This window comes from Hahella sp. CR1 (assembly GCF_029813005.1).
Classification (GTDB): domain Bacteria; phylum Pseudomonadota; class Gammaproteobacteria; order Pseudomonadales; family Oleiphilaceae; genus Hahella.
Genome location: NZ_JAPELK010000005.1, coordinates 269,987 through 292,774, shown reverse-complemented (window position 1 = coordinate 292,774; position 22,788 = coordinate 269,987). Strand labels below are relative to the sequence as shown.

Sequence of the window (22,788 nt, the reverse complement as noted above, 5' to 3'; positions counted from 1 at the left end):
CATAGCATTCAGATTTATGAATACGTTTTCATAATCCAAATTCACGATGAGCGGGTAAATCCCCCATACGCCCTAGAAAAATGGGGTGAGTTGTCAAGAAAGATGGGGGACCGCGAACTGGCGTTTGCTTTGGCCTGGGTCTGCCAGGTAAAAAACGGCAGGAAAAGCAGGCTCTATGGCAGAGCCTGCGCGAAGATAACGATCAATGCAGAATGACGCGGGCGTTTGTGCCCTGAACGGGACGGTTAGTTGGGCCGCCCATGGTTTCCGTGAACTGATTGATTTGCTCTTTGGAAGCCTTGCGGTAATCCTTCATCACCAGCCAGCGTACGCCTTCGGAACAAGGCGGCGTGGTCAACGAGCCGTTAAAGCGATAGTAGCCCGAGTTCGCTGACACCATGTCGCCGGCGTGAACCTCAGTCGGCAGCGCTTTGGCGCCGCCCGCTTCCTTCGGCATATGCTCCCAGACTTTCGCCAAATGTTCGTTATGGTCGCCCTCTTCATACAACACGGACAACACCGCTAACTCGCCTTTTTCATTGGCGTGCACAAAGTGCGCCTCCAGCGGGAAGCTCTTGCCGTCGACCGTATTCTCACTGGGGGCATGGAAGTGGAACTGCTTAAGTTCGAACTCCCGTCCTTCCACACTGGCTTTGCTGCCTGGCTTGTAATTCACCTGGATGGTATGACCGTTGTTGACGACCTCATGGCCGCCGCTGCTGTAGCTCATACCCACCGCAGGCAGTTCGCCTTTGATGAGGCCGCTGATATCCACCGGCGACTGATTTTTCCCGGCGGAGCACATGGTGTATTCCGGTTTCAGGTCTCCCCAGCGCTCGGGTTCATCATATCCCCAATGCGACTCGCCACTGGCCAATGCCTGCCCGCATGCGGTCACTCCAGCCAATACCCATATCAGACGTCTGATCATTTGCTTTTCTCCTTATTGACGAAAATGTGCAACCAGACACCGCTTAACTCGTTGTTTTCTGGCTCTTTATTTTTAGAGCATATTTACCTGTTTCTACGCCCGCACACAACCCGCAAGGCGAAACAGGGCGACGCTCATTGCTTCAACGTAGCCAGAAATTCAAAAAACTCAATAAACTTGTCTTTGCCCATACTGCGCGCTGTGGCCAACTGTCCGCCCCGGGTGGCGAACAGCACTTTGTCATCGTTATCGGTGACGACAATGGAGGGAATGCCTTTCTCAATGGGATTGCCGTAGGTCTCGACAATATCCAGATTCTTGTCCCAGTCGCCGATATCGACTTTGACGACCTTGAAGTGTTTGCTGACCAGCGCGGCGATCTCTGCATCCTGCATGGCTTCATCGAAAACGCGACAATCCGGACACCAGTTGGCGCCGAAGGTCAGTAATATCAGCTTATGATCCTCGCTCGCAGCGGAGCGGGCGGCTTGAATATCGCGCCTGGCGTCGGCGCTTTCATCGTAGGGTAAAGGGCCCGCTGCGGCCGTGAAGGCCAGCAGGCCCAACAGCAGACAGACGCAATTCCTGATCAACGTATGCATATTTCTCTCCTTGAAATGAGTGATGGCGATTAACGACTATTTAAAGTAGCGCAATGAGACGACTCTGCGCAGGCGGAAAATAGTAACGTGGAGACGCCCGACATGTTAATAACCCTGCGCATCAATTCCCTGTCCAACGACAAGTCGCTAAAGACCGGTTTTATCCTTCTCGAACGGCTAAAGACTACAAAGCGATCTATCAACGGACAACAGTAGAATAATTGATCATCAGGCCCTCAGCTTTCGCCAGGATTGACGTTTTTTTCGCCTCAGCCCCGTCCCGGCGCGCCGGAGAGACTATAATCCTGCCTTGAGCATTCCCTTTTGCAGTCAGACCTTTATAGTGTAAGGCCCCTGTCCGGATGCCCCGCGCCACACGGACAGGCAGGAAAAACAAAGGAGTACGTCTGCGGATGAGTTTGTATTTAATTCCACTGGCTCCCCTGTTGGGGGCGTTGGTTCCCTTATTCTCCGGACGCTCGGGCCGTAGCGCCCTGGCGCTCTCCGTCGCGTTGTTTCCAGCCTGGGCGCTGGTCTACATGCTGATCCAGGCGCAAGCCGTGCTGGATGGCGAAACCCTGCGCTTCGCGGTGGACTGGATACCCGCCATCGGGCTGCAACTGGCATTCCGTCTGGATGGACTCGGCCTGCTATTCTGCCTGCTGATACTGATCATCGGATTGCTGGTGATTCTGTATGCGCGCTACTACCTTTCCGAACAGGAAAACATGGGGCGGTTTTACTCCTACCTGCTTCTGTTTATGACAGCGATGCTCGGCATCGTGCTGTCCAATAACCTGTTGCAGCTCTGGCTGTTCTGGGAACTCACCAGCATCAGTTCATTCCTGCTGATCAGTTTCTGGTCCCACAAAAGCGACGCCCGTAAAGGCGCGCGCATGGCGCTGGCCATCACGGGCGCTGGCGGACTCGCGTTACTGGCGGGACTGCTGCTGATTGGAAATATGGTCGGCGACTACAGTCTGGACACCGTTTTGGCGAATGGCGCGTTGATCAAGGCGGACCCCGCTTATCCGGTCGCCCTGATTTTGCTGTTGCTGGGCGCGTTTACCAAATCCGCCCAGTTTCCATTTCATTTCTGGCTGCCTCACGCCATGGCGGCGCCGACGCCGGTCAGCGCGTATCTGCACTCCGCCACCATGGTAAAAGCCGGCATTTTCCTGCTGGCGCGGTTCTATCCGGCCATGTCCGGTACTGACATGTGGTTCCTCGCCGTCAGCATGACCGGGTTGATTACTCTTCTCTACGGCGCTTTCACTGCGTTGTTCCAGCACGATCTGAAAGGGTTGTTGGCCTACTCCACCATCAGCCACCTGGGACTGATCACCCTGCTGTTGGGTATGAATACCCGTTTGGCGGCGGTGGCGGCGGTGTTCCATATTATCAACCACGCCACCTTTAAGGCCTCGCTGTTTATGGCGGCGGGCATTATCGACCATGAGTCCGGCTCTCGCGATATGCGCAAGCTCAATGGCTTGTGGAAATACATGCCGCATACGGCGGCGCTGGCCATGGTGGCGGCGTCCTCCATGGCGGGCGTACCGCTGCTGAACGGTTTCCTGTCCAAGGAAATGTTCTTTGCGGAGACCCTGGATCAAAGCACCCTGGGCGGGTTGTCCTGGGTCATTCCCGTTCTCGCCACTGTCGGCGGCGCGTTTTCCGTGGCCTATTCGCTGCGTTTTATTCACGACGTTTTCTTCAATGGCGACCCCATTGATTTGCCGCGGACGCCTCACGAGCCGCCTCGGTACATGAAGGTTCCGGTGGAAATTCTGGTGGCGCTTTGTCTGCTGGTTGGCGTGTTCCCCAACTATGTCGTCAACAGCCTGCTGAACGCCGCTTCGGCCGCGGTGCTCAATGGGCGTCTGCCGGAATACAGCCTCGCCATCTGGCATGGCTTCAACATTCCCATGCTGATGAGTCTGGCGGCCATGGCTGGCGGCCTCTACATCTATTACAACCGGCGCATGCTGTTCCAGTTCCATGCCCAGTTTCCCCAGCACGACGCCAAACAAATCTTCGAAGGCGCGGTGCAATACGTCGCCAAACAGTGCGAGCGCATCATCGACGCGCTGGAGAACGGCTCACTGCAGCGCTACGTGTTTTTGCTGCTGCTGTTCGCGTTGATGTTTATGGCCGGTCCTTTGCTGGATTTACACCACAGCGCCGGCTCCCGCCCGCAACTGGAACTCAACGGCGTAGTGCTGACAGGAGCCATCCTGCTGAGCCTGAGCGCAGTGGCGACAGTAATCTGGGCGCGGCGACGCTTTATCGCCTTGTTGTCGCTGTCCGTGACGGGGCTGATCGTTTCCATCGCCTTCGCCTATTTCTCCGCGCCGGACCTGGCGTTGACGCAGCTGTCCGTTGAGATCATCACCGTCATACTGCTGATGCTGGCGCTGTTCTTCCTGCCACAGACCACCCTCAAAGAGTCGAGCCCCAACCGGCTGACCCGCGACCTCAGTCTTGCGGCGCTGATAGGCGGCGTGGTCGGAAGCATCAGCTATGCATTGATGACGCGTCCGCTGTTGAGCATTTCCGATTACTACCTGACTCACAGCAAAACCGGAGGCGGCGGCGATAATGTGGTCAACGTCATTCTGGTGGACTTCCGTGGCTTCGATACCCTGGGAGAAATCACCGTGCTGGGCATCGCCGCCCTGGGAATATATAAGCTGATCGCCGGCATGCGTCTGTACATGCCAGCGGGAGATGACAGCGGTCGTCCCTGGAGCCAGGACCGTCACCCGATGATCCTGGCCCTGGTGTCGCAAAACCTGCTGCCCCTGGCGCTGTTGGTGTCGGTTTACATCCTGCTGCGCGGCCATAACCTGCCCGGCGGCGGCTTTATCGCCGGTTTGATCACCGCCGTGGCGATTATCCAGCAATACATCGCCCATGGCGTGGACTGGATCAAACACCGCGTACGCATCAACTATCAGGCTCTGATCGCCGGCGGCGTGCTGCTGGCGGCCCTTACCGGCGCCGGCGCCTGGGCGTTCGACCGTCCCTTCCTGACCAGCTGGTTCGATCATTTTCATCTGCCCTGGATCGGCGACTTCGAACTCGCCAGCGCCATGCTGTTTGACCTTGGCGTCTATTTGACTGTGGTGGGCGCCGCCATGCTGATTCTGGCGAATCTGGGCAAGCTCACCACCAGCGAGCGCCCGGCTTTTGAAAACGGCGACGCCCCGCGCGCGCCTGCGACGCATCACAAAGAGGAGTTTTAAATGGAAGGCGTTTACGCATTCTGTGTCGGCCTGCTGACGGCCTGCGGCGTATTCTTATGCCTGCGCGGACGCACCTTTTCTGTAGTGCTTGGGCTGACGCTGCTGTCCTACGCCGTCAACCTGTTCCTGTTCGCCAGCGGGCGCCTCGCCCTGTACGGCGCAGCGGTCCTGGGCTCCACTGAAAAATATGGCGACCCTCTGCCACAGGCCCTGGTGCTGACCGCCATCGTCATCGGCTTCGCAATGACCGCCTTCCTGGTCATCCTGGCGATGCGTTCGCGGGCGGACCTGGGCAATGATCATGTGGACGGACGCATTCCCTCAGAGCCTTCTCTGGTGCAAAGACGCACGGGGAGAAAAGGATGATGCAGCATTTGCCAATCCTTCCCATCGTCATTCCCTTGCTGGCGGGCGTCCTGTTATTGCTGCCCCCGCTCTGTCATTCCCTGCCCAGACAGCGTTTCATCGCCGTCGCAGTGAATCTGGCGCTGATCGTCACGGCGGTCATGCTGCTGCAGCGGACGCATCTGGAAGGCGCTCTCACCTACGCCTTGGGAGACTGGCCGTCGCCCTTCGGCATTGTACTGGTGGCGGACCGCATTTCCGCTCTGTTGACGCTGCTCACCTCTTTGCTGGGCCTGGGCGCATTGCTGTACGCCTGCGCCGGCGACGACAAAAACGGCATGTATTTTCACCCGCTGTTTATGTTCCAGCTTATGGGCGTCAACGGCGCGTTTCTGACCGGTGATATTTTCAACCTGTTCGTTTTCTTCGAAGTGCTGCTTATCGCTTCCTATGCCTTGCTGATCCATGGCGGCGGCAAGCAGAAAACACGGGCGGCGGTGCACTACGTGATTATTAACCTGGTGGGTTCCTGTCTGTTTCTGTTCGCACTGGGAACGCTGTATGGCGTCCTGGGCACGCTCAATATCGCGGACATGGCCGCCAAAGCCACGCTATTGGGACCGGATGAACAACCGCTGGCGAAAGCGGGCGGGCTGCTGTTATTGGCGGTGTTCGGCTTGAAGGCGGCGCTGCTGCCGTTCTATTTCTGGTTGCCGCGTTCGTATTCCTCCGCCTCCGCGCCAGTGGCCGCCTTGTTCGCCATCATGACCAAGGTGGGCGCATACAGCATCCTGCGCATCCACACGACGATTTTCGGCGCCGGCGCCGGCGCATTGGCGGAAATCGCCACCCCATGGCTGCAGCCTCTGGCGTTGCTGACGCTGATCATCGGCTCCATCGGCGCGCTCGCCAGCCCCAGTTTGCGCACGTTAACCGCCAACCTGACGCTGGTCTCCATGGGCATTCTGCTGACCGCCATCGCCCTGCAGCGCGCTGACGCCACTGCAGCGGCGCTGTACTACACCATTCACACCACTCTGGTTACCGGCGCGCTGTTCCTGTTGGCGGACATGATCGGACGACAGCGCGGCAAGGCGGAGGACCGCTTCGTCGCCTCACGGCGCATGCAGCGTCCGGTTGCTTTGGGCGTCGCCTTTATTATCGCCGCCATCGCCGCCACTGGCGCACCGCCGTTGTCCGGTTTCGTCGGTAAAGTGCTGCTGTTGCAGGCCACAGAAGGTCCCGTAGAAGCAGGCCTGATCTGGCCCATCGTGCTAATTAGTGGACTGGCGGCGATTATCGCCCTGTCCCGCGCCGGCTCGTCCCTGTTCTGGCGTCACAGCGAAGATGCGCCTGTGGCGGAGCCGACGCCGGCGCTAAGGATAATCGCGGTCTATCTGCTGCTGGCGGCCTCGCCTCTGCTGGTCGTGTTCGGCGGACCGATTACCGAATTTACTGACGCCGCCGCAACGCAATTGCATGACTCAGCCGCCTTGAGCGGCATGATGCAACAAGGAGGCTCCTGATGGTTAACCGCTTACGCCTGTTCTGGTTTCCCTCGCCCTGGCTCAGCCTGCTGTTGTTCGTCGCCTGGTTGATGCTCAACAACAGTGCGGCGCCGGGTCACTTGGTGTTGGGCGCTTTATTGGCTATCGCGATTCCAAGACTGACCGCCCGACTTGGCGACCCACAGCCCACCATGAAACGGCCTGTCCTGGCGATCCGCTATGTTCTGCGCGTGCTGGGCGATATTATTCGCGACAACTTCCGCGTCGCCCTGTTGATCATGGGGCCGAATCAGCGTTTGCAGCCTGCTTTCGTGGCCTTGCCGCTGGCACTGCACGAGCCTCTTCCTCTCACCATTCTCGCTGGCACCATCTCGTTGACCCCTGGCACCGTCAGCGTGGAGATCTCCGAAGATAAGCTTTGGCTCTATATCCACACCTTGCACCTGGACGACGAGGCCGAGCTGATTGCACATATCAAAGGCCGTTACGAAGCCGCCTTGAAGGAGATATTCGAATGCTGAATCTGGCTCTGCAAATCGCCATCGGCATGGTTTCCATCGCCATGCTTCTCAACCTGTGGCGTCTGCTGCTGGGCCCGGAACCCGCCGATCGGATTCTGGCCCTGGAAACCATGTATCTGAACAGCATGGCGCTGATCATTCTGTTTGGACTCTGGCAAGGCGCCGCCCTGTTCTTCGAGGCCGCGCTGCTGGTGGCCATGCTAGGCTTCGCCAGTACGGCGGCGTTGTGCAAGTTTCTTCTGCGCGGCGACATCATCGAATGACGCCGGAAAAGTATGTGAGAGTACTGATATGAGCTTTACGGTAGAACTGATTATCTGCGCTTTGGTCCTGCTTGGAGGCCTTTTCGCCCTGCTGGGCTCCATTGGCGTATTGAAGATGAGCGACTTTTATACCCGTCTGCATGCGCCAACCCTGGCCGCGACAGTGGGCATGGGATCGCTGTTGATCGCCTCCATTATCGCCTTCACTGTGCGTGAGCAACGCCTTTCCGCCCATGAACTGCTGATTACCCTGTTTGTGATGATCACCGCGCCAGTTACGGCGCATATGCTGGCGAAAGTTGCGCTGCACCAACGCCAGCAGTCGGTCGCAAACACCCGGAATAAGGCGCTGACCGAAAAGATACGCAAGCGCCTGCCGCCGGAGTAAACAAGCTAAGAGATAGGCTTCGTAGCAACTCTATATTGCCCGGTCGAAGGGGAATTATTCTCCGCGCCGGGTCTCCGCTATCGCGTCCGCCTGAATAATCGAGTAAAATACTCGGCCATTTTTTAATCAATCCTCCCGGTGAGTTCTGTATGCACGCGGCGCGTCCTCTGTTTTCCTATCAACGCTATTGGGCTGAATGCTTCGGCACGGCGGAATTTCTGCCGATGTCGCGCAAGGAGATGGAGGCGCAGGGCTGGGACAGCTGCGACATTATCATCATCAGCGGCGACGCCTATGTCGATCACCCCAGCTTCGGCATGGCGGTAATTGGGCGTCTGTGGGAATCCCATGGTTTCCGCGTCGGCATCATTGCGCAGCCGGACTGGTCCTCGAAAGACGCCTTCATGGCGTTGGGCAAACCCAACCTGTTCTACGCTGTGTCCGCCGGCAACATGGACTCCATGATCAACCGCTACACTGCGGATCGCAAACTGCGTCACGACGACGCCTACACGCCCAATAACGAAGGCGGCAAACGTCCAGACCGCGCCGTACTGGTGTACACCCAGCGCTGTAAAGAAGCTTACAGCGACGTGCCGGTGCTGGTCGGCGGCATCGAAGCCAGTCTGCGCCGCATCGCTCATTATGATTACTGGTCGGACAAAGTGCGCCGCTCGGTTCTGTTCGACTCCAAGGCCGACCTGCTGGTCTACGGCAACGCGGAAAGAGCGGTGGTGGAAATCGCCCATCGCGCCGCCGCCGGCGAACAAATGAAAGACATGACCAATATCCGCGGCACCGCGTGCGTATTGTCTGAACTTCCCCACGACTGGGAAATGAAGGACTCCACTCGCATCGACAAGCCCGGCAGGGTCGATCCGCTGCCCAATCCTTATGTGTACGCCAATGAGGAAGGAACGGAAGAAGGCTGCAGCTCCAAGCAGGCTGTCGCTAATGAGCCGGAAGAGCAAGTGGTGCATATTCTGCCTCCCAGCGGCGGCCACAAGCGCTTTATTCAGCTGCCCTCCTACGAGAAAGTACGCAACGACCCTGTTCTGTACGCGCATACGTCCCGCGTGCTGCACCTGGAAACCAACCCGGCCAACGCCCACACGCTGGCGCAGAAGCATGGCGACCGTTACCTGTGGATGAACCCGCCAGCGATTCCGCTACAGACCAAGGAACTGGATGACGTTTTCGAATTGCCTTTCCAGCGCATTCCTCATCCTGCGTATGGCAAGGCGCGTATTCCCGCTTACGACATGATCCGCTTCTCCGTGAACATCATGCGCGGCTGTTTCGGCGGTTGCTCCTTCTGCTCCATCACCGAGCATGAAGGACGCTGGATTCAAAGCCGCTCTCAGGATTCTGTCATCCGCGAGATCGAGAATATTCGCGACAAGACGCCTGGCTTTACCGGCACTATCTCCGACCTGGGCGGCCCCACCGCCAACATGTATCACCTCAACTGTAAGAGCGAGGAGATTCACGCCAACTGCCGTCGCTTGTCCTGCGTTTATCCGACGATCTGTAAGAACCTGAAAACTGATCACTCGGAGACCACGCAGCTATACCGTCGCGCCCGCGCGCTACCCGGCGTGAAGCGGGTGATGATCGCCTCCGGCTTACGCTATGACCTGGCGGTGGAAGATCCTGAATACGTACGCGAGCTGGTGACTCACCATGTCGGTGGCTATCTGAAAATCGCACCGGAGCATTCTGAGGAAGCGCCCCTGTCGAAAATGATGAAGCCTGGCATGGGCACCTACTACAAGTTCAAGGAGATGTTCGAACGCTTCTCCAAAGAAGCGGGTAAAGAACAGTATCTGATTCCCTACTTCATCGCCGCCCACCCAGGCACCACGGATGAAGACATGCTGAATCTGGCGATGTGGCTGAAGGAAAACGGCTTCCGCGCCGATCAGGTGCAGGCGTTCTATCCTTCTCCGATGGCCAGCGCCACCGCCATGTATCACTCTGAGCGCGATCCCTTGCACCGCATCAACTATAAGACGGACAAGGTATACATCCCGAAAGGCGAACGGCAGCGCCGTCTGCATAAAGCGTTTCTGCGCTATCACGATCCGGACAACTGGCCCATGCTCAGAGAAGCCCTGCAGCGTATGGGCAAGGCGCATTTGATTGGCTACGGTAAGAAGCACCTGGTGCCGCCGACGCAGCCAGCGAATCACCCCAGCGCCAAGAAGTACGGCTCCAAGCTGAATCCGCAAGGCGGACAGCCGCGCAAAGGCCGGGCTCTAACCCAGCACACTGGCCTGCCTCCCCGTCAGGGCGCTGGGCCCAAGCGCGGAAAACCTGCTGGACGCTCGCCGGCGAAAGGCTGATAACAGCATATCTGGCTTCAGATGACGTCCGTCGTCTGAAGCTTTTCTTCAGCCTCAGTGCTCACAGGCTCAGCACTCGGGCTTAATCCATTTTTTTCCTTGCCCATTTCCCTCGTCCTTACGCCTTTACGATTCTCTTTACCGCTCTCCCAGACACCGCAGATAACCCCCAGAACAATGCTGGTCGGCAGAACCATGTACGGCATAACAAACTTCATTTGAGGCGACAGAGGAAAAAGCAGAAAGAACACGCCGTAGTCGATCAAAGCGACGACCATGCTGATCAGCGTGATATGCAGAACCACCGTCTTTCTCGAATATTCCTTAAAGTAGGTCCACAGGAAATATCGACTGACCGCTGCTGAAAATAAGACTGAATAGATGACAAGAGGGAAGATGCCTGGCGGCAGCTCCTCAACGCCCAAAAAGGCCACCAGATAACCAGCAATGGTGGAGATGAAAATAGAACCTAAATAGACTCCCAGCGTTTCAACGCCCCTGTCCATGAAAGAGTCAGGAGCTTGAATCGCACCCATTACGAAGATAACCGTAACAAAGGAAAACGCGCTAAAAAACGGCCCGGTGATAAGCGTGAACAGTAATACTCGTAACTTCATATGATCCTTGCGCTACTGCCGGCTGTTAGTCCTGCACGTCGACAGCCGCTCGATTAAATCCGAGCGGCATTATGCGCACATAGACTCACGACCGCCAGAGCGGGACCAGGAAGGCGAGCTGTCAGTCCTCCTTATATAAAACTGACTCAATTCTTTTTAAGTTCATAGGTGAAGCCCGCCATATCCGCCGTCATCGTGTCGCCATCGAAAGCCAGCACTTTGATTTTGGCGTAGCCCAGGTCAATGGTTTGTCCTTTCACCGTGAAAGCGTCGGGAGAAATACGCCGCCCACCCAGGTTCTGATAGAAGTTATCGCCCTCGAATTCCCACTTGTCATTTTCGTCGTCAGACTCTCCGTTCATGGACAGAATCAACCAGCTTCCCTGCAAGGCCTGCTTGCTCAGCTCCGCCGCTTGCGCGCCTATCGCGAACAGCGCCAGAGCAGTAAATATGACTATTCTTTGCATTGCTTGCGTTTCCATTACCCATTGAAAGGACTTAAGCATAGTCGAAAGAGCGTTAACCGACGTCACGACGTTGCAACAACTCTTCCGCCTCCGCGTACGCCGCCTTGATGTGAAGCCTGAGCTGCTCCAGCAATGCCTGATAGCGAGCGTCGTCGCGCTGCCCCCCTTTAACCAGCTGTTCCAGCTCCGCCGCCAGCTCAGACACTCTGTTGGCCCCCACTGTGGAGGACATGCCTTTGAGACTGTGATAATTCCGCCGGGTCTCCTCAGGGTCCGAAGGCCATTGCGCGGGATATAGCTCCATCAATTTCGGCGCGTCGCGCAGAAACAGCTGAATGGCGCGGCAGTATATCCCCCAGTTGTCGCTCATTCGCGCCAGCGCGCAAGCGGAGTCTATGGCGCCGCTGCTCTCGATGGCGCAACCAGCGGTTTCCTGTGGGACAGTCTCCGTTTCTGGCGGAGCCTCCATTACCGATTCCATTTCTTTTACTGCTTCTTCTTTCGCTTCCGCCTCCGGAGAAGCGGTAGCTGGCGTTGGCGTTGGCGTTGGCGTTGGCGTTGGCGTTGGCGTTGGCGTTGGCGTTGGCGTTGGCGTTGGCGTTGGCGTTGGCGTTGGCGTTGATTCCAGTGAGCTATCCCAGCCCGTTTGTTCTATCAATACTTCCAGTAGATGATCAAAGTCGAAGGGTTTGCCGACATGCTCGTTCATTCCCACGGAGAGCGCCGCCTCCCGGTCCGAGGACATGGCATTGGCGGTCATGGCGATAATCGGCAACGCATTCATTTTCAGTTTGCCGCGAATCTCACGGGTGGCGGTATAGCCATCCATGCCCGGCATCTGGATATCCATCAGCACTGCATCAAACATCGACTCCGCGCTCTGTATCGCCGCCACCGCTTCCAGACCGTCCCCGGCAATGCTTACATTCGCCCCTTCGCTCTGCAGCAGCTCCATAGCCACCTGCTGATTGGTAGGGTTGTCCTCAACCAGCAAGATGGTCATCCCATGCAGGCGTTTACCCGCGGCTGCACCGTTGACGCGATTACGGGAGCGATCCAGCTTCAGGGTATCCGAGGCGGCGTCAAGAATCATGGAAGCGGTCACGGGTTTGGTGAGATAACCGTCAATCGTGTTCGGCGAGGACAGACGACGACGCTCCATCTCATCACGGGCCTGAGCGCTCACCATCATGATCAGCGGCGCCTGGCCCGCCGGATATTGCGCCTTGATCAGCTCTGCGGCCCGCCAGCCATCCATGCCGGGCATCATCCAGTCCATCAGCACCAGGTTGTAAGGCGTGGCGAAATCCGCCGCCTCCATTAACTTGTCGACGCCCTCCTCGCCGCTGACTGCGATCTCCACCGACCAGCCAAAGGATTCAATCACGCCTCTGAGCACTTCTCTGGCGCTGGCGTTATCATCCACCACCAACACACGCAGCCGTTTAGGCAGACTGCAGGCTTTTTTCGCCGCATTCCATGGCTGCGCCCGGAGACAAGAGATAGAAAAGCGGAACAGGCTGCCCTCGCCTTCCTTGCTTTCCGCCGTAATTTCTCCTCCCATCAAACGCACCAGACGCCGACAGATAGCCAATCCCAGACCCGCGCCGCCGAAGCGCCGGGCGGTTGACGCCTCCGCCTGCGTGAAGCCTTCGAAGATGCGCTGCAACTGCTCTGGAGAGATGCCGATACCGGTGTCGCGCACAGCGAAAGACAAAACCAGATTATCATCTTGCGCAGACTCCAGTCTGACGGATATCTCCACTTCGCCCTGCTCCGTGAACTTCACGGCATTGCCCGCCAAGTTAATCAGAATCTGCTGCAAACGCAGACCATCCAGCTCCAGCCAGTCAGGAATTTTCGGATCAACGTCAAACAGCACCTCCAGCGGTTTGTCGCCAATATTGGCGGTGATAATGACCGCCACATCCTGCAGCAGTTTATCCAGGCTGCAGGGCTCCAAATCCAGAGTCAGTTTGCCAGCTTCGATTTTGGAGAAGTCCAGAATGTCGTTAAGAATGCCCAGCAAAGCTCTAGCGGAAGACTCCGCCTTCTGCACATAGTCTCGCTGACGCTCTTCCAGATCGGTGCGCTTGAGTAAGTTGACCATCCCCAGAATCGCGTTCATGGGCGTACGGATTTCATGACTCATATTGGCCAGAAATTCCGATTTCGCGTTACTGGCTTTATCCGCCATCGACTTGGCTTCACGCAGACGCTGTTCGTACTCACGCTGTTCCGTGATATCTCGGTTGACGCCAAGCACCAATATCGGTTTACCCAGATCATTGAATTCCACCACCGCGGCGGCCTGCACATAGCGCACTTCGCCACTGGGGCGCACAATGCGATAAATAGGGTCGTATACCCCCTCCCCCGCCAGCGCCGCCTCCAGTTTCGCCACCGTGGACGCCTCGTCTTCCGGATGCAGCGCGTGACGCCAGTGGCGATGGCTCAGGCCGCCTGTATTCAATTCATAGGGCGCTTGATAGATCTCGAACATCTGCCGGTTCCAGGTGAGCGTGTCGCTCTCCAGGTCCCAGGTCCAGATTCCCAGCTCAGCCACTTCCGCCGCTTTCAGCAGCTGATCGCGCATGGAAGTCAGATTGCGTCTGTCCTGCACCTGCCGGGAGATATCCGTGGCGACGCCAAGGTAGCCGCTGGTCCGGTTATTTTCATCGCGCAGCTCGGTCACAGAAAGTTGCACAGGAAAACGGGAACCGTCTTTACGCACATAGGTCCATTCGTGTTCATTGGGCAGGCCGCGCTTGGTCTTGGCGATGAATACCTCAAAGCCCGGCGCCAGTTTCTCATCCAGTTCTTCGGAAAACTCCCGCGCCCGCGCCGCCACTTCCTCCCGCAAATGGAAAACTGCGGGCGTTCTTTTACCCACCATTTCCTTCGTGCTGTACCCCAGCATACGCTCCGCTGCAGGATTAAAGAGCGTGATCACGCCCTCCAGGTCCGTGGCGATAATCGCATTGCCGGCATTGTTGAGAATCGCCTGTTGCAGCGCCAGATAGCGCTGTATTTCCGCCGTCCGCGCCTCGACCTGACGTTCCAGAGACGCATTCAATTCGCGAATTTGATTCTCTATGGAGATCTGGCGGCTGATATCGCGAATCGTCTTGGCGGCGCCGACAATCTCTCCATCCGCGTTTCTGATCGGAGATACGGACACCGACACTTCCACCATCCGGCCATTCTTGCATTTACGCTGAGTATTGAAGGGTTTCACAGGTTCACCCTCTCCAATCATGCGCAGGATATTTTCTTCTTCCGCCACTCTCTCCGACGGCACAGTGAGCTTTTGTACGAAACGCCCAATCGCCTCATCGCGACGAAAGCCGAACATCAATTCGGCGCCCCGATTCCAATCCGTAATGACGCCGTCCAGGTCCATCCCCAAAACCGCATCCTGGGCGCTCTCCACAATCGCCGCCAATCGCGCCTGACCGGCGCTGACCAGTTGTCGCTGCCGCATGTTCAACCAGTAGAGATACAAGAAGCCGCCGACCACCGCCATGCCGCCAAGCAAAGCCAGCATGATATTCGAAACGATACGCCCAACTCGTTTCTCAGCCATCTCCTGAGGGTAGGTAATGTAGAGCTTTAGAAACCGGTCCGGCTGCCCCTCCTGCAAAGGCAGATCCCGACTCGTTACCAGTAATCGGCCCTCCTCTTCTCCTTCAAATAAAGACATGGCGCCGAACAAATCAGCATCGACCTGCTCCTGTGTAAATTCATCCTCCCAGACATGTCGCCTGCCCAGGTCGAACCCAAACGTTTTGTTATCATCAGGATGAATCAAAAAGTCGCCGGCCTGATTAGTGAGGTAAATGTTATATCCCGGCGGCGTCTGCTCCGTAATGTCGGCAAACATGAACTCCGCGCTCATATTGATCACCAGAACGCCGAACACAGAGCCGGCGGAGTTAATAACCGGAGTCGCCACCCTGATTGTCGGCACATGCGGCCATTGCACCATCCCGTATTCACGATTCAGGTTCAGGTCTGACACATACAAAGAACCGGGCGGAATCAAAATCGCCTCCTGGAAGTAGCCTTGTTGCGCTTTCGGCTGCAGCTCGTCATCCGAGACAATCTCTGGAAGCTCACCGATGCGGTCGACCCTGACGATCTCCCTGCCGCCGTCCGCAACGCCAATTAAACGCACCTGCGTGACCTCGGGATGAGTCACCACATAGCCGGAGAAAATCGTATTCAAGCGCCGCCGCCACAGCGCCAGGGAACTATCTTCCCTGACATCGTAGCCATCGTTTTCCGAAGCGCGCACGATGCCTTGAATGGGAGGAGTGAAGAGGAGAAAGCGCACATCGTGGGAAAGCCCTTCCAGTCGCTGGGTAAACTTCTCCGAACGGAAAGCAATCTGCGCCTGCATCAGCGAGTCCGTTTCCGCATAAAGCCGGCGACGCTCAACGCCGATACTGATGTAAATGACAAGCAGACAGACGCCGACAACGACTATCAGCGCAGATAGGATTCGCCATTGAGCTGAGGAGGATTTCCCTGACATCCAAGCTCCCGTCGCCTGTTCGGCGGGCCCGAACAAGCGCCCCGCCAATGGCCAGCCGCCTCCTCGCGCCAGAATGAGAAGCCGCCCCGCCAGGATTTATGACGACGCCGCTTTTTATCTATAAGAGATTAGCTGAAAAATCAGGACTACGCGGGTTCGTGTTTAGTCGCTTTGTTACGGCGTCACGGCTCTCCTGCATTAAAGCCACGAAAAGTGAGCTTTTTAGTACGCTTTTTTTGTTGGGAGTATCGACTTCATGACTATAAGCGCGCCAATATATAAAGCAGTGGCGCTATAGAGCGCAATGGTATAGCCATGCATGAAGTATATTTCTACAGTAAAGTTATTTATCCCCCACTGCGCCCCGAACCATCCAAGCATTACTAACGAAAAGGCAATCGCCAGGATTGTACGTCGCTCCCATAATGACGATATTGAGGCCAAATAGTATTTCTTCCTCCTACTCCAACTGAAAGTCGTAATAGCGTAAAAGAAGTATACGAATATGCTTGCCACCAACGGCGCAGATAATATGTCCAGTATTCCAAACGGGATATTGTACTTAGTCATCCAATACACTAGCGTGATGGAAGCTAAAACCCAAATGACAATTTTTAAAAATGTACGAGCCATTTTTCTCCCTGCATTTATTACTCTAATATGATGACCCTCCACGCCTATAAATAACGGAAATTCTTGGCGCGCACATACACCGAATACAATATCCCGGTCGATTAGCGCAAAGACGATAGATCAAAGGAAAGCTCTATGAAAGTAATATCAAAAGAAAACGCCGAGCATTACATCTGGGGAGAACGCTGCGACGGCTGGCATCTGGTTAAAAGTCCGACATTAAGCGTTATCCAGGAGCGGGTTCCCAGCGGCTGCTCGGAAGTGCGCCACCTGCATCAGAAGGCGGAACAGTTCTTCTTCGTCCTATCCGGCATTGCGACGCTGGAGGTCAGCGGAGAAACCTATACCCTGTATCCTCACCAAGGCAAGCATGTCCCCGCCGGCGCGCCTCATCAACTAAGGAACGAGTCAACAGAGGAATTAATTTTCACGGTAACCTCAACCCCGCCCAGCCATGGGGATCGGATTGAGCAGAATAAATAGAGGGAACGGTCAGCAATCACCAGCCTCTGTGCGAGCCTTCAACATAATTATAGAGATACTGCGTATCTGTCTCCTCAGATTATCGCAAACGTTCCATAGAAATACGCCACCCCAGTTTTGGCGCATCAAATAGATCAAACTTAGATCGCCGGCATTGAATTAATATTCCAACGGAGAACATGAAATGAGCTGGTACGCAGTCAAGAGCCTTTACCATTTTGGAATCAAGGAGTCAGGCAAAAATATTTACGAAGAACGCATCGTATGTTTTAAAGCGAAGAGTTTCGATTCCGCTCACGCAAAAGCCTTAAAGGACGCTGAGAAATACGCAAAGGACTGCAACTTCGAGTTACACCCGGAGCAAAGTGCTTATAAACAAGACGGAAAAAAACTGAGAAACGGATATGAAATATGGTCTGTATTATATGAGTCAGACCTGGACCTGGAGGCTTTCTATAATGAGCACTATCTCAAGTATGACTACAATCCCGATTCCTAAAGCGCTTCACACAAGAGTTTAAAGGGCCGCATACAAAGTATTGCTCACGCCCCAACCATAAGCGCGCCCTTGTCGTCAGGCTTATTAAGTCCCCTCACTCCGGCTTCCGATAAGCCATGACCTGACAATATTTACGATAGGCCAGGTCGCGACACTCTTCCTCTGGTGTCAGCATATCCGGTTGAATGCCGGTGAGTTCCATCAGACGGCGCTCCAGTTCAGGTTGCGCCTCAATGTCGCCCTCATGAGAGATATGTCTGACGGTAATGCCTTCACGTTGCAGAGCATAGGCGATCAGCAGGCTACGATGGCAGCTGGCGGGGTCTTTCTCGGCGCACATAAGAGCGATGCGAAAGCCTTTATCCATTCCGTCTTTCAGTCTTTCCACCCCACTCTGAAACAAATCGGATTGAATCAGGCGGTCAAACTGCACCTGTCGGCTTTCGTCGTAGTGGGCCGGGTCTTTGGAGCGCGGTCCCAATTCCTCGCCAAGATAGACGTAACGTAAGCCATGCTCCTTGAGGTGCTGGATCAGGGTTTCCCGATGGTAGTCGTGAAAGGCGCGACTATATGGCACAGAGCGGACATCAGCGACCACGTCGATACGATGGTTCTGCAACTGGCTGATAAAGACGGCTACCGGCTTGGTGGCGTAGCCAATACTGTAGAGCGAAGACGTTGAAGCGCTCATTCCGATGTGACTTCCGTCGGCTCCAAGGTCAACCAGCGTTCATCTATCCGAGTGGAGAAGCCCGCTGCGCGCGGATGCCCGCCGCCGCCGAACTTTATCGCCACTTCCGCTACATTGACGCCATCTTCCGTAGATCTTAGCGACCAGCCGCGCTTACCGCCTTTATCACTATACCCTGCCGCGAAGGGATGCCCCTGCGCCAGCACATTGAGCAACTCGCTGGTCACCGCCAGAGGGCAGTTAACAATAGGCACCGCATAGCCGGCGACCTCGCCCATCACCGCCCGTCCCTTGTAATACTCGATCATCTGTTCACGAAACCGGTTAATGGCGCGTCCCTCGTCCGCCAGACGCGACAAGGCCGCCCCTGACTGCGCCAGCTCATCCCATACCTCAAAGTCCTTGGGATAAGACATCAGCGCCGCATTGACGTCACGGCTGTCAGCGATGCGCCATTGCCAAAGGTCGCGGTCCTGAATCATCGCCAGCAAAGCTGGAGGCGGATCTTCATGAAAATACTCCCAGGCGATCACCGCGCCGGAGCGGCTCATATCGAACGTCAGACTTAAATTCGGGCATTCCTGATCCAATCCGGCGACCTCTTCCGCCGCGCTGATATGGTGATCCAGCACGATAACGGCGTCAGCGCTGGCGCACAGTTGCTTCAACGCCTCTCGCTTGTAACAGAAGTCCAGCAGGTAAACGCGCTTGCCCGCGCAGTCCGGCGGCGGTTCGCCGTGGGTCGCCGCGTAGTAGTCCGCATCCTGTTTATCCAACATCGTCAGACGGCGGTACGCCGCATAAGCCGCGCCGAAGCCATCGAGGCAATTGCCATGATAAATTACGAGAGTCTGAGTCACCGATCGCTCACCTTAACAGTCCTTATAACTGCATATATACGCTAAGTTCAGAGGACGGCTCAACGCCACTTTCCGGTAAGCCAAAATGAAAAAGCCCGACTCTCCTTCAGGAAAGCCGGGCTTTCGTAGAGCAGAAACAGCCTATGGCAACAGCATGCCGCGGATCATGAAATACAACAGGGCCGCCAGCAACGCTGACACAGGCACTGTAATAACCCAGGCGGCCACAATCTTCTTGATGCTGGCGCGCTTGACGAGTTCTTCACGATACACATGCTTCAAACGCTTGCGCTCTTCTTTGGTGAGAGGGACGTCTTCTTTGTGCTTTTTGGCCTGCTTCAACATCTGCTTCATGTCTTCCACAGACGCTTTTTCGAAGTTGTTCAGAAACTTCTGCAGCTTCTCACGCTCCAGGCCTGCATGCTCATCCAGAATAAGGTGCAGCTGGCTGGCGTAGTTCACTTTCAGGTATTCCCGCAGGAAGCCCACGCCAAAGACCGCGCCGACAGCGATATGAGTGGAGCTGACCGGCAAGCCCAACTGAGAGGCCACAATTACCGTGATCGCCGCGGCCAGCGCGATACAGAAAGCCCGCGTCTTATCCAGCTCAGTGATCTCGTTGCCAACCGTCTTGATCAGCTTTGGTCCGTACAACAGCAGGCCAATGGAGATACCCAGCGCGCCGACCATCATTACCCACAACGGAATGGACGCCTTTTGCACGATACCGTGATTAACGATAGCGTCATTGATCGCCGCCAACGGCCCGATTGCGTTGGCCACGTCATTGGCGCCATGAGCGAAGCTCAGCAACGCCGCCGCGAAGATCAAAGGCACAGTGAACAACTTGTTGACGCTTTCACGGGTGTTTTCCATTTTCCGTGCGGCGCGGCCCACCAACGGCAACAGCGCAAAATACAACGCGGCGGCGGCAGCGAGACCCGCCAGTAAGGCAGTCATGAAGTCCAGCTTGATAATGTTTTTAGTGCCTTTCAACAGCAGGTAGGTGACAAACGCCCACGCCATGATCGCGATAAGAACAGGAACGTAACGACGGGCCGCGCCCAGTTTGTCTTCTTCATACAGCATGGAGCGCTTGATGAAGTACAGGGTTCCCGCCGCGATAACGCCGCCCAATGCCGGCGAAATGACCCAGCTGGCTACGATAGCGCCCATTTGTCCCCAGTTCGCAACGCCAAAGCCGCCGGCTGCAACACCCGCGCCCAATACGCCGCCAACAATGGAGTGCGTGGTAGATACCGGCGCGCCCAGGTAGGTCGCCACATTCAGCCACAGCGCGCCGGCTAACAGCGCAGCCATCATCAGCCAAATAAAGGTGGTTGAATCTTGAATGAACTCCGGGTTGATAATGCCGTTCTTGATGGTGCTGACTACGTTGCCCCCGGCGACCAGCGCGCCCAGCGCTTCAAATATCGCCGCCAGCGCCAGCGCGCCCAGCAGAGTGATCGCTTTCGAGCCCACAGCGGGCCCCATATTATTGGCTACGTCGTTGGCGCCGATATTCAACGCCATATAACCGCCGATCATAGCGGCGACTACAAGCAGGTATCCTCCCTCAAGATCGCCGATCCGAAGATTGGTGTATATCAGGATGCCCAGAATAAAAAGTAGCGCAATACCAATGCGAGCCAGTTCTTGCTGCCCACTGGAGGCGGCCTCTTCCAACTGACCCAGGTTGCGAAACTCCATCAGATTTTCCCCTCAGTAAATTTGAAGGCGCAACTTTAACAAAACAGTCATCTGATGGACATAGTCCAAAATCGCGGAAATAACGGCTATTAACGGGGAAATTCCTGGAAGATTGATCTGCGTCTCGCCAGGTTATTGATTCAACCGATTATTTTGTATACATTAAGCGAGTTCGTGCATCAAGAGAAGGACTGACGTCCTCACCAACCTGCCGACCTGGGCAAGGTGGTGCCAGAACCGTTACAGGAAACATTTTGTTTAAGTCATTAATGTCGATTACCAAACGAATTACCAAGGGCATGTTACCAACCGGTAAATAAGCCCCGATCGTTTGCGCCTCTTTAGGCAATAGACATTAGAAAAAACTCCCACGTGCGGGAATGACTTAATCAAAAGACTGTTTTCCGGGTTCTGAGATGTGGCCATCCTGGCAACTCACAGGCAAGCCCCACGTCAGTTCTCGCACGTTTTAATCGATAGTATTAACGTGGAGAACCAAGAACATGTCATTAACCGCTTCATTAGCAGATCAAGCTGAGGCCCATGAGCTTCAGGATCAGCCCGAGCTACCGCCGCCCGGTCTCGAACAGCTTCTCACGTCCGGCGCGACGATCAGTCATTACGTTCACCTTTGTCCCTTGTATGTTTGGATGGCGCACGGCTCATACCGGTGCAAAACTCAAGGAAGCCACGCCTGCTATTGGGTCTACGCGGAATACCGCGACCGCCGCGGCGCCAGCCGTTACGCCAGCTTCCGGTTTTCTTCCGCGCAACAGGCTCTGGATTTCGTACGCTTTAGGCTGGCTGCTATTTCACTGCTGGGAATCAGCTCCGAACAAACCCATCGCCGCCCGTTAGGTTAATCCGACGGGTGCCGCCTGATTTCCTGATCTTTCGCCGACCGCCGCCATCGCATTCCGAAATAATATTTAACAGTTGTTGCGGGAAATACCTGATAGTGTCGGCAATTTATCGAATATATGTGGACTATAATAGAAACAGTCACTTGCAGAGGCGGCCATAACAATAAGACATGACAGAGCGTAACCGCAAAACCAACTTCCATCTGTTAAGCGCAGTCCTCGACGAAGAAGCCAAAGTCGTTAGCGTCATTAAAGCGCTGGCTTATGCAGCGTCCTTCATGTCCTTCGCTATCGGCGTGAAGTCCTGGCTGTGGTCCCATACTGCGCACGCATCCGCGCTGTTCCTGTTTTGCGCGCTGATGTTGATGAACGTGATTTCCTACAACCGCACTCTCAATCAGCAACTGTTCAAAACCCTGTTCTTGTGGCTGGTGGGTCTTTTATTCCTGTATCTCATCGCCGGCGGCGGCGAGAGCAATACCGGCATTCTGTGGTTTTACGTGTTCCCGCCCTTCGTCTTTTATGTGGCGGGGCTGCGCACCGGCAGCTGGATGTTGATCATCATGGTGGCGCTGATCGCCATTATCTTCCGTTTCCCGGAACTCCCCTGGGTGCGCACCGTCTACAATCTGGATTTCCAACTTCGCTTCGCCGCCACGGTTTCCTTCGTCTCCGTCTTCGCCTTTGTAATGGACCATTCCAGACGCAAGGCGCGCCAGGAGCTGATCAACATGGCGCGCCTGTATGAAAAAGCCGCCCGCACCGACGAACTGACCCAATTGCCGAACCGACGCGACATGCAGCAACAGCTTGAGAAAGAGTATTTCCGCTACAAGCGTCATGGCAGCCACTTTTCGGTGATCCTGCTGGATATCGATCACTTCAAAATGATCAATGACACATACGGCCACGACGCCGGCGACTTCGTACTGATGAAAATTTCAGAGTTATTGGTCAACGCCTGCCGCAAAATGGACATGGCGGCGCGCTGGGGTGGCGAGGAGTTCCTCATTCAATTGCCGGATACCTCATTGGTGCAGGCCCTGACTTTGGCGGAAAGGCTACGCAAGAGCATCGAGGCCAGTCCGCTGCAGTACAAAAACCAGGATATCAGCTACACCATCAGTTGCGGCGTCTGCTCCATCAGTCAGGCGAAGGATCTGGCCTCTCTATTAAAGCAGGCGGACGTCAATCTGTATCAGGCCAAAATCAAAGGCCGCAACATGGTGATTCCGTTAGTGGTGCAAAAAGCCAGCGAGGATGAGCCCGTCTAAGCC

General features: G+C 55.7%; 20 protein-coding genes and 1 riboswitch. Of the genes, 11 read left to right on the top strand and 9 right to left on the bottom strand.

Annotated features, from left to right (window positions below; all coding sequences use genetic code 11):
- Positions 1-202: 202 nt before the first annotated feature.
- Positions 203-931 (bottom strand): carbonic anhydrase family protein, encoded by a 729-nt coding sequence (locus tag ONV78_RS14520; RefSeq protein ID WP_216739959.1) that lies wholly within the window; start codon positions 929-931, stop codon positions 203-205.
- A gap of 134 nt (positions 932-1,065) precedes the next feature.
- Positions 1,066-1,533: a thioredoxin family protein gene (locus tag ONV78_RS14515; RefSeq protein WP_127968365.1), complete on the bottom strand. Its 468-nt coding sequence runs from the start codon at positions 1,531-1,533 to the stop codon at positions 1,066-1,068.
- A gap of 413 nt (positions 1,534-1,946) precedes the next feature.
- On the opposite strand from ONV78_RS14515, the gene ONV78_RS14510 reads away from it, so the two are divergent.
- From ONV78_RS14510 to ONV78_RS14480, 7 genes are all read left to right on the top strand, one after another.
- Complete coding sequence (locus ONV78_RS14510; protein WP_279504069.1) at positions 1,947-4,781, top strand: monovalent cation/H+ antiporter subunit A; 2,835 nt, start codon at positions 1,947-1,949, stop codon at positions 4,779-4,781.
- Entirely contained in the window at positions 4,782-5,147 is a 366-nt protein-coding gene (locus ONV78_RS14505) for a Na+/H+ antiporter subunit C (protein WP_216739957.1), read from the top strand. It begins immediately after the preceding gene.
- On the top strand, positions 5,147-6,652 hold the full coding sequence (locus ONV78_RS14500; RefSeq protein ID WP_279504396.1) for a monovalent cation/H+ antiporter subunit D: 1,506 nt from the start codon (positions 5,147-5,149) through the stop codon (positions 6,650-6,652). Before ONV78_RS14505 ends, ONV78_RS14500 begins: the two co-directional genes overlap by 1 nt.
- On the top strand, positions 6,652-7,155 hold the full coding sequence (locus ONV78_RS14495; RefSeq protein ID WP_279504065.1) for a Na+/H+ antiporter subunit E: 504 nt from the start codon (positions 6,652-6,654) through the stop codon (positions 7,153-7,155). Before ONV78_RS14500 ends, ONV78_RS14495 begins: the two co-directional genes overlap by 1 nt.
- Positions 7,149-7,418: a K+/H+ antiporter subunit F gene (locus ONV78_RS14490; protein WP_279504063.1), complete on the top strand. Its 270-nt coding sequence runs from the start codon at positions 7,149-7,151 to the stop codon at positions 7,416-7,418. The genes ONV78_RS14495 and ONV78_RS14490 overlap by 7 nt, the downstream gene beginning before the upstream one ends.
- A gap of 28 nt (positions 7,419-7,446) precedes the next feature.
- Positions 7,447-7,806, top strand: a complete 360-nt coding sequence (locus tag ONV78_RS14485) for a Na+/H+ antiporter subunit G (RefSeq protein ID WP_216739954.1) — start codon at positions 7,447-7,449, stop codon at positions 7,804-7,806.
- A gap of 149 nt (positions 7,807-7,955) precedes the next feature.
- The gene (locus ONV78_RS14480; RefSeq protein WP_279504061.1) at positions 7,956-10,151 is read left to right on the top strand and encodes a YgiQ family radical SAM protein; all 2,196 of its coding nucleotides are present in this window, start codon (positions 7,956-7,958) and stop codon (positions 10,149-10,151) included.
- Between the two features lie 17 nt (positions 10,152-10,168).
- Here the strand turns inward: ONV78_RS14480 and ONV78_RS14475 are convergent, their stop codons facing one another.
- The 4 genes from ONV78_RS14475 to ONV78_RS14460 all read right to left on the bottom strand — a co-directional run bounded on the left by ONV78_RS14475 (position 10,169) and on the right by ONV78_RS14460 (position 16,405).
- Positions 10,169-10,768, bottom strand: a complete 600-nt coding sequence (locus tag ONV78_RS14475) for a hypothetical protein (RefSeq protein WP_279504060.1) — start codon at positions 10,766-10,768, stop codon at positions 10,169-10,171.
- A 146-nt stretch (positions 10,769-10,914) separates the two neighbouring features.
- A complete protein-coding gene (locus ONV78_RS14470; protein WP_279504058.1) occupies positions 10,915-11,235 on the bottom strand; it encodes a hypothetical protein in 321 nt (106 codons plus the stop codon).
- Positions 11,236-11,287: 52 nt separating this feature from the next.
- Positions 11,288-15,772, bottom strand: a complete 4,485-nt coding sequence (locus ONV78_RS14465) for a PAS domain S-box protein (RefSeq protein ID WP_279504056.1) — start codon at positions 15,770-15,772, stop codon at positions 11,288-11,290.
- Between the two features lie 222 nt (positions 15,773-15,994).
- Positions 15,995-16,405 (bottom strand): hypothetical protein, encoded by a 411-nt coding sequence (locus ONV78_RS14460; protein ID WP_279504055.1) that lies wholly within the window; start codon positions 16,403-16,405, stop codon positions 15,995-15,997.
- A 135-nt stretch (positions 16,406-16,540) separates the two neighbouring features.
- Between ONV78_RS14460 and ONV78_RS14455 the strand changes: the two genes are divergently transcribed.
- Together ONV78_RS14455 and ONV78_RS14450 are read left to right on the top strand one after the other, a co-directional pair.
- The gene (locus tag ONV78_RS14455; protein ID WP_279504053.1) at positions 16,541-16,888 is read left to right on the top strand and encodes a cupin domain-containing protein; all 348 of its coding nucleotides are present in this window, start codon (positions 16,541-16,543) and stop codon (positions 16,886-16,888) included.
- A 184-nt stretch (positions 16,889-17,072) separates the two neighbouring features.
- A complete protein-coding gene (locus ONV78_RS14450) occupies positions 17,073-17,387 on the top strand; it encodes a DUF4288 domain-containing protein (RefSeq protein WP_279504050.1) in 315 nt (104 codons plus the stop codon).
- A 94-nt stretch (positions 17,388-17,481) separates the two neighbouring features.
- Here the strand turns inward: ONV78_RS14450 and ONV78_RS14445 are convergent, their stop codons facing one another.
- The 3 genes from ONV78_RS14445 to ONV78_RS14435 all read right to left on the bottom strand — a co-directional run bounded on the left by ONV78_RS14445 (position 17,482) and on the right by ONV78_RS14435 (position 20,648).
- The gene (locus ONV78_RS14445; RefSeq protein ID WP_279504048.1) at positions 17,482-18,078 is read right to left on the bottom strand and encodes a DUF488 domain-containing protein; all 597 of its coding nucleotides are present in this window, start codon (positions 18,076-18,078) and stop codon (positions 17,482-17,484) included.
- Positions 18,075-18,938 carry a DHHA1 domain-containing protein gene (locus tag ONV78_RS14440; RefSeq protein WP_279504046.1) on the bottom strand — a complete coding sequence of 288 codons (864 nt, stop codon included), beginning with the start codon at positions 18,936-18,938 and terminating at the stop codon, positions 18,075-18,077. Before ONV78_RS14440 ends, ONV78_RS14445 begins: the two co-directional genes overlap by 4 nt.
- Before the next feature lie 141 nt (positions 18,939-19,079).
- Positions 19,080-20,648: an inorganic phosphate transporter gene (locus ONV78_RS14435; protein WP_216739354.1), complete on the bottom strand. Its 1,569-nt coding sequence runs from the start codon at positions 20,646-20,648 to the stop codon at positions 19,080-19,082.
- Positions 20,649-20,819: 171 nt separating this feature from the next.
- A riboswitch (SAM-I-IV-variant riboswitch) is annotated at positions 20,820-20,912 on the top strand.
- 239 nt (positions 20,913-21,151) lie between these two features.
- Between ONV78_RS14435 and ONV78_RS14430 the strand changes: the two genes are divergently transcribed.
- Both ONV78_RS14430 and ONV78_RS14425 read left to right on the top strand, forming a co-directional pair.
- A complete protein-coding gene (locus tag ONV78_RS14430) occupies positions 21,152-21,511 on the top strand; it encodes a hypothetical protein (RefSeq protein WP_279504043.1) in 360 nt (119 codons plus the stop codon).
- Positions 21,512-21,681: 170 nt separating this feature from the next.
- Positions 21,682-22,785, top strand: a complete 1,104-nt coding sequence (locus ONV78_RS14425) for a GGDEF domain-containing protein (protein ID WP_279504042.1) — start codon at positions 21,682-21,684, stop codon at positions 22,783-22,785.
- The last annotated feature ends 3 nt before the right edge of the window (positions 22,786-22,788 follow it).

Coding starts and splice junctions, on each gene's coding strand:
- ONV78_RS14520 (WP_216739959.1), bottom strand. CDS start 931: ATGATCAGACGTCTGATATGGGTATTGGCTGGAGTGACCGCATGCGGG.
- ONV78_RS14515 (WP_127968365.1), bottom strand. CDS start 1,533: ATGCATACGTTGATCAGGAATTGCGTCTGTCTGCTGTTGGGCCTGCTG.
- ONV78_RS14510 (WP_279504069.1), top strand. CDS start 1,947: ATGAGTTTGTATTTAATTCCACTGGCTCCCCTGTTGGGGGCGTTGGTT.
- ONV78_RS14505 (WP_216739957.1), top strand. CDS start 4,782: ATGGAAGGCGTTTACGCATTCTGTGTCGGCCTGCTGACGGCCTGCGGC.
- ONV78_RS14500 (WP_279504396.1), top strand. CDS start 5,147: ATGCAGCATTTGCCAATCCTTCCCATCGTCATTCCCTTGCTGGCGGGC.
- ONV78_RS14495 (WP_279504065.1), top strand. CDS start 6,652: ATGGTTAACCGCTTACGCCTGTTCTGGTTTCCCTCGCCCTGGCTCAGC.
- ONV78_RS14490 (WP_279504063.1), top strand. CDS start 7,149: ATGCTGAATCTGGCTCTGCAAATCGCCATCGGCATGGTTTCCATCGCC.
- ONV78_RS14485 (WP_216739954.1), top strand. CDS start 7,447: ATGAGCTTTACGGTAGAACTGATTATCTGCGCTTTGGTCCTGCTTGGA.
- ONV78_RS14480 (WP_279504061.1), top strand. CDS start 7,956: ATGCACGCGGCGCGTCCTCTGTTTTCCTATCAACGCTATTGGGCTGAA.
- ONV78_RS14475 (WP_279504060.1), bottom strand. CDS start 10,768: ATGAAGTTACGAGTATTACTGTTCACGCTTATCACCGGGCCGTTTTTT.
- ONV78_RS14470 (WP_279504058.1), bottom strand. CDS start 11,235: ATGCAAAGAATAGTCATATTTACTGCTCTGGCGCTGTTCGCGATAGGC.
- ONV78_RS14465 (WP_279504056.1), bottom strand. CDS start 15,772: ATGTCAGGGAAATCCTCCTCAGCTCAATGGCGAATCCTATCTGCGCTG.
- ONV78_RS14460 (WP_279504055.1), bottom strand. CDS start 16,405: ATGGCTCGTACATTTTTAAAAATTGTCATTTGGGTTTTAGCTTCCATC.
- ONV78_RS14455 (WP_279504053.1), top strand. CDS start 16,541: ATGAAAGTAATATCAAAAGAAAACGCCGAGCATTACATCTGGGGAGAA.
- ONV78_RS14450 (WP_279504050.1), top strand. CDS start 17,073: ATGAGCTGGTACGCAGTCAAGAGCCTTTACCATTTTGGAATCAAGGAG.
- ONV78_RS14445 (WP_279504048.1), bottom strand. CDS start 18,078: ATGAGCGCTTCAACGTCTTCGCTCTACAGTATTGGCTACGCCACCAAG.
- ONV78_RS14435 (WP_216739354.1), bottom strand. CDS start 20,648: ATGGAGTTTCGCAACCTGGGTCAGTTGGAAGAGGCCGCCTCCAGTGGG.
- ONV78_RS14430 (WP_279504043.1), top strand. CDS start 21,152: ATGTCATTAACCGCTTCATTAGCAGATCAAGCTGAGGCCCATGAGCTT.
- ONV78_RS14425 (WP_279504042.1), top strand. CDS start 21,682: ATGACAGAGCGTAACCGCAAAACCAACTTCCATCTGTTAAGCGCAGTC.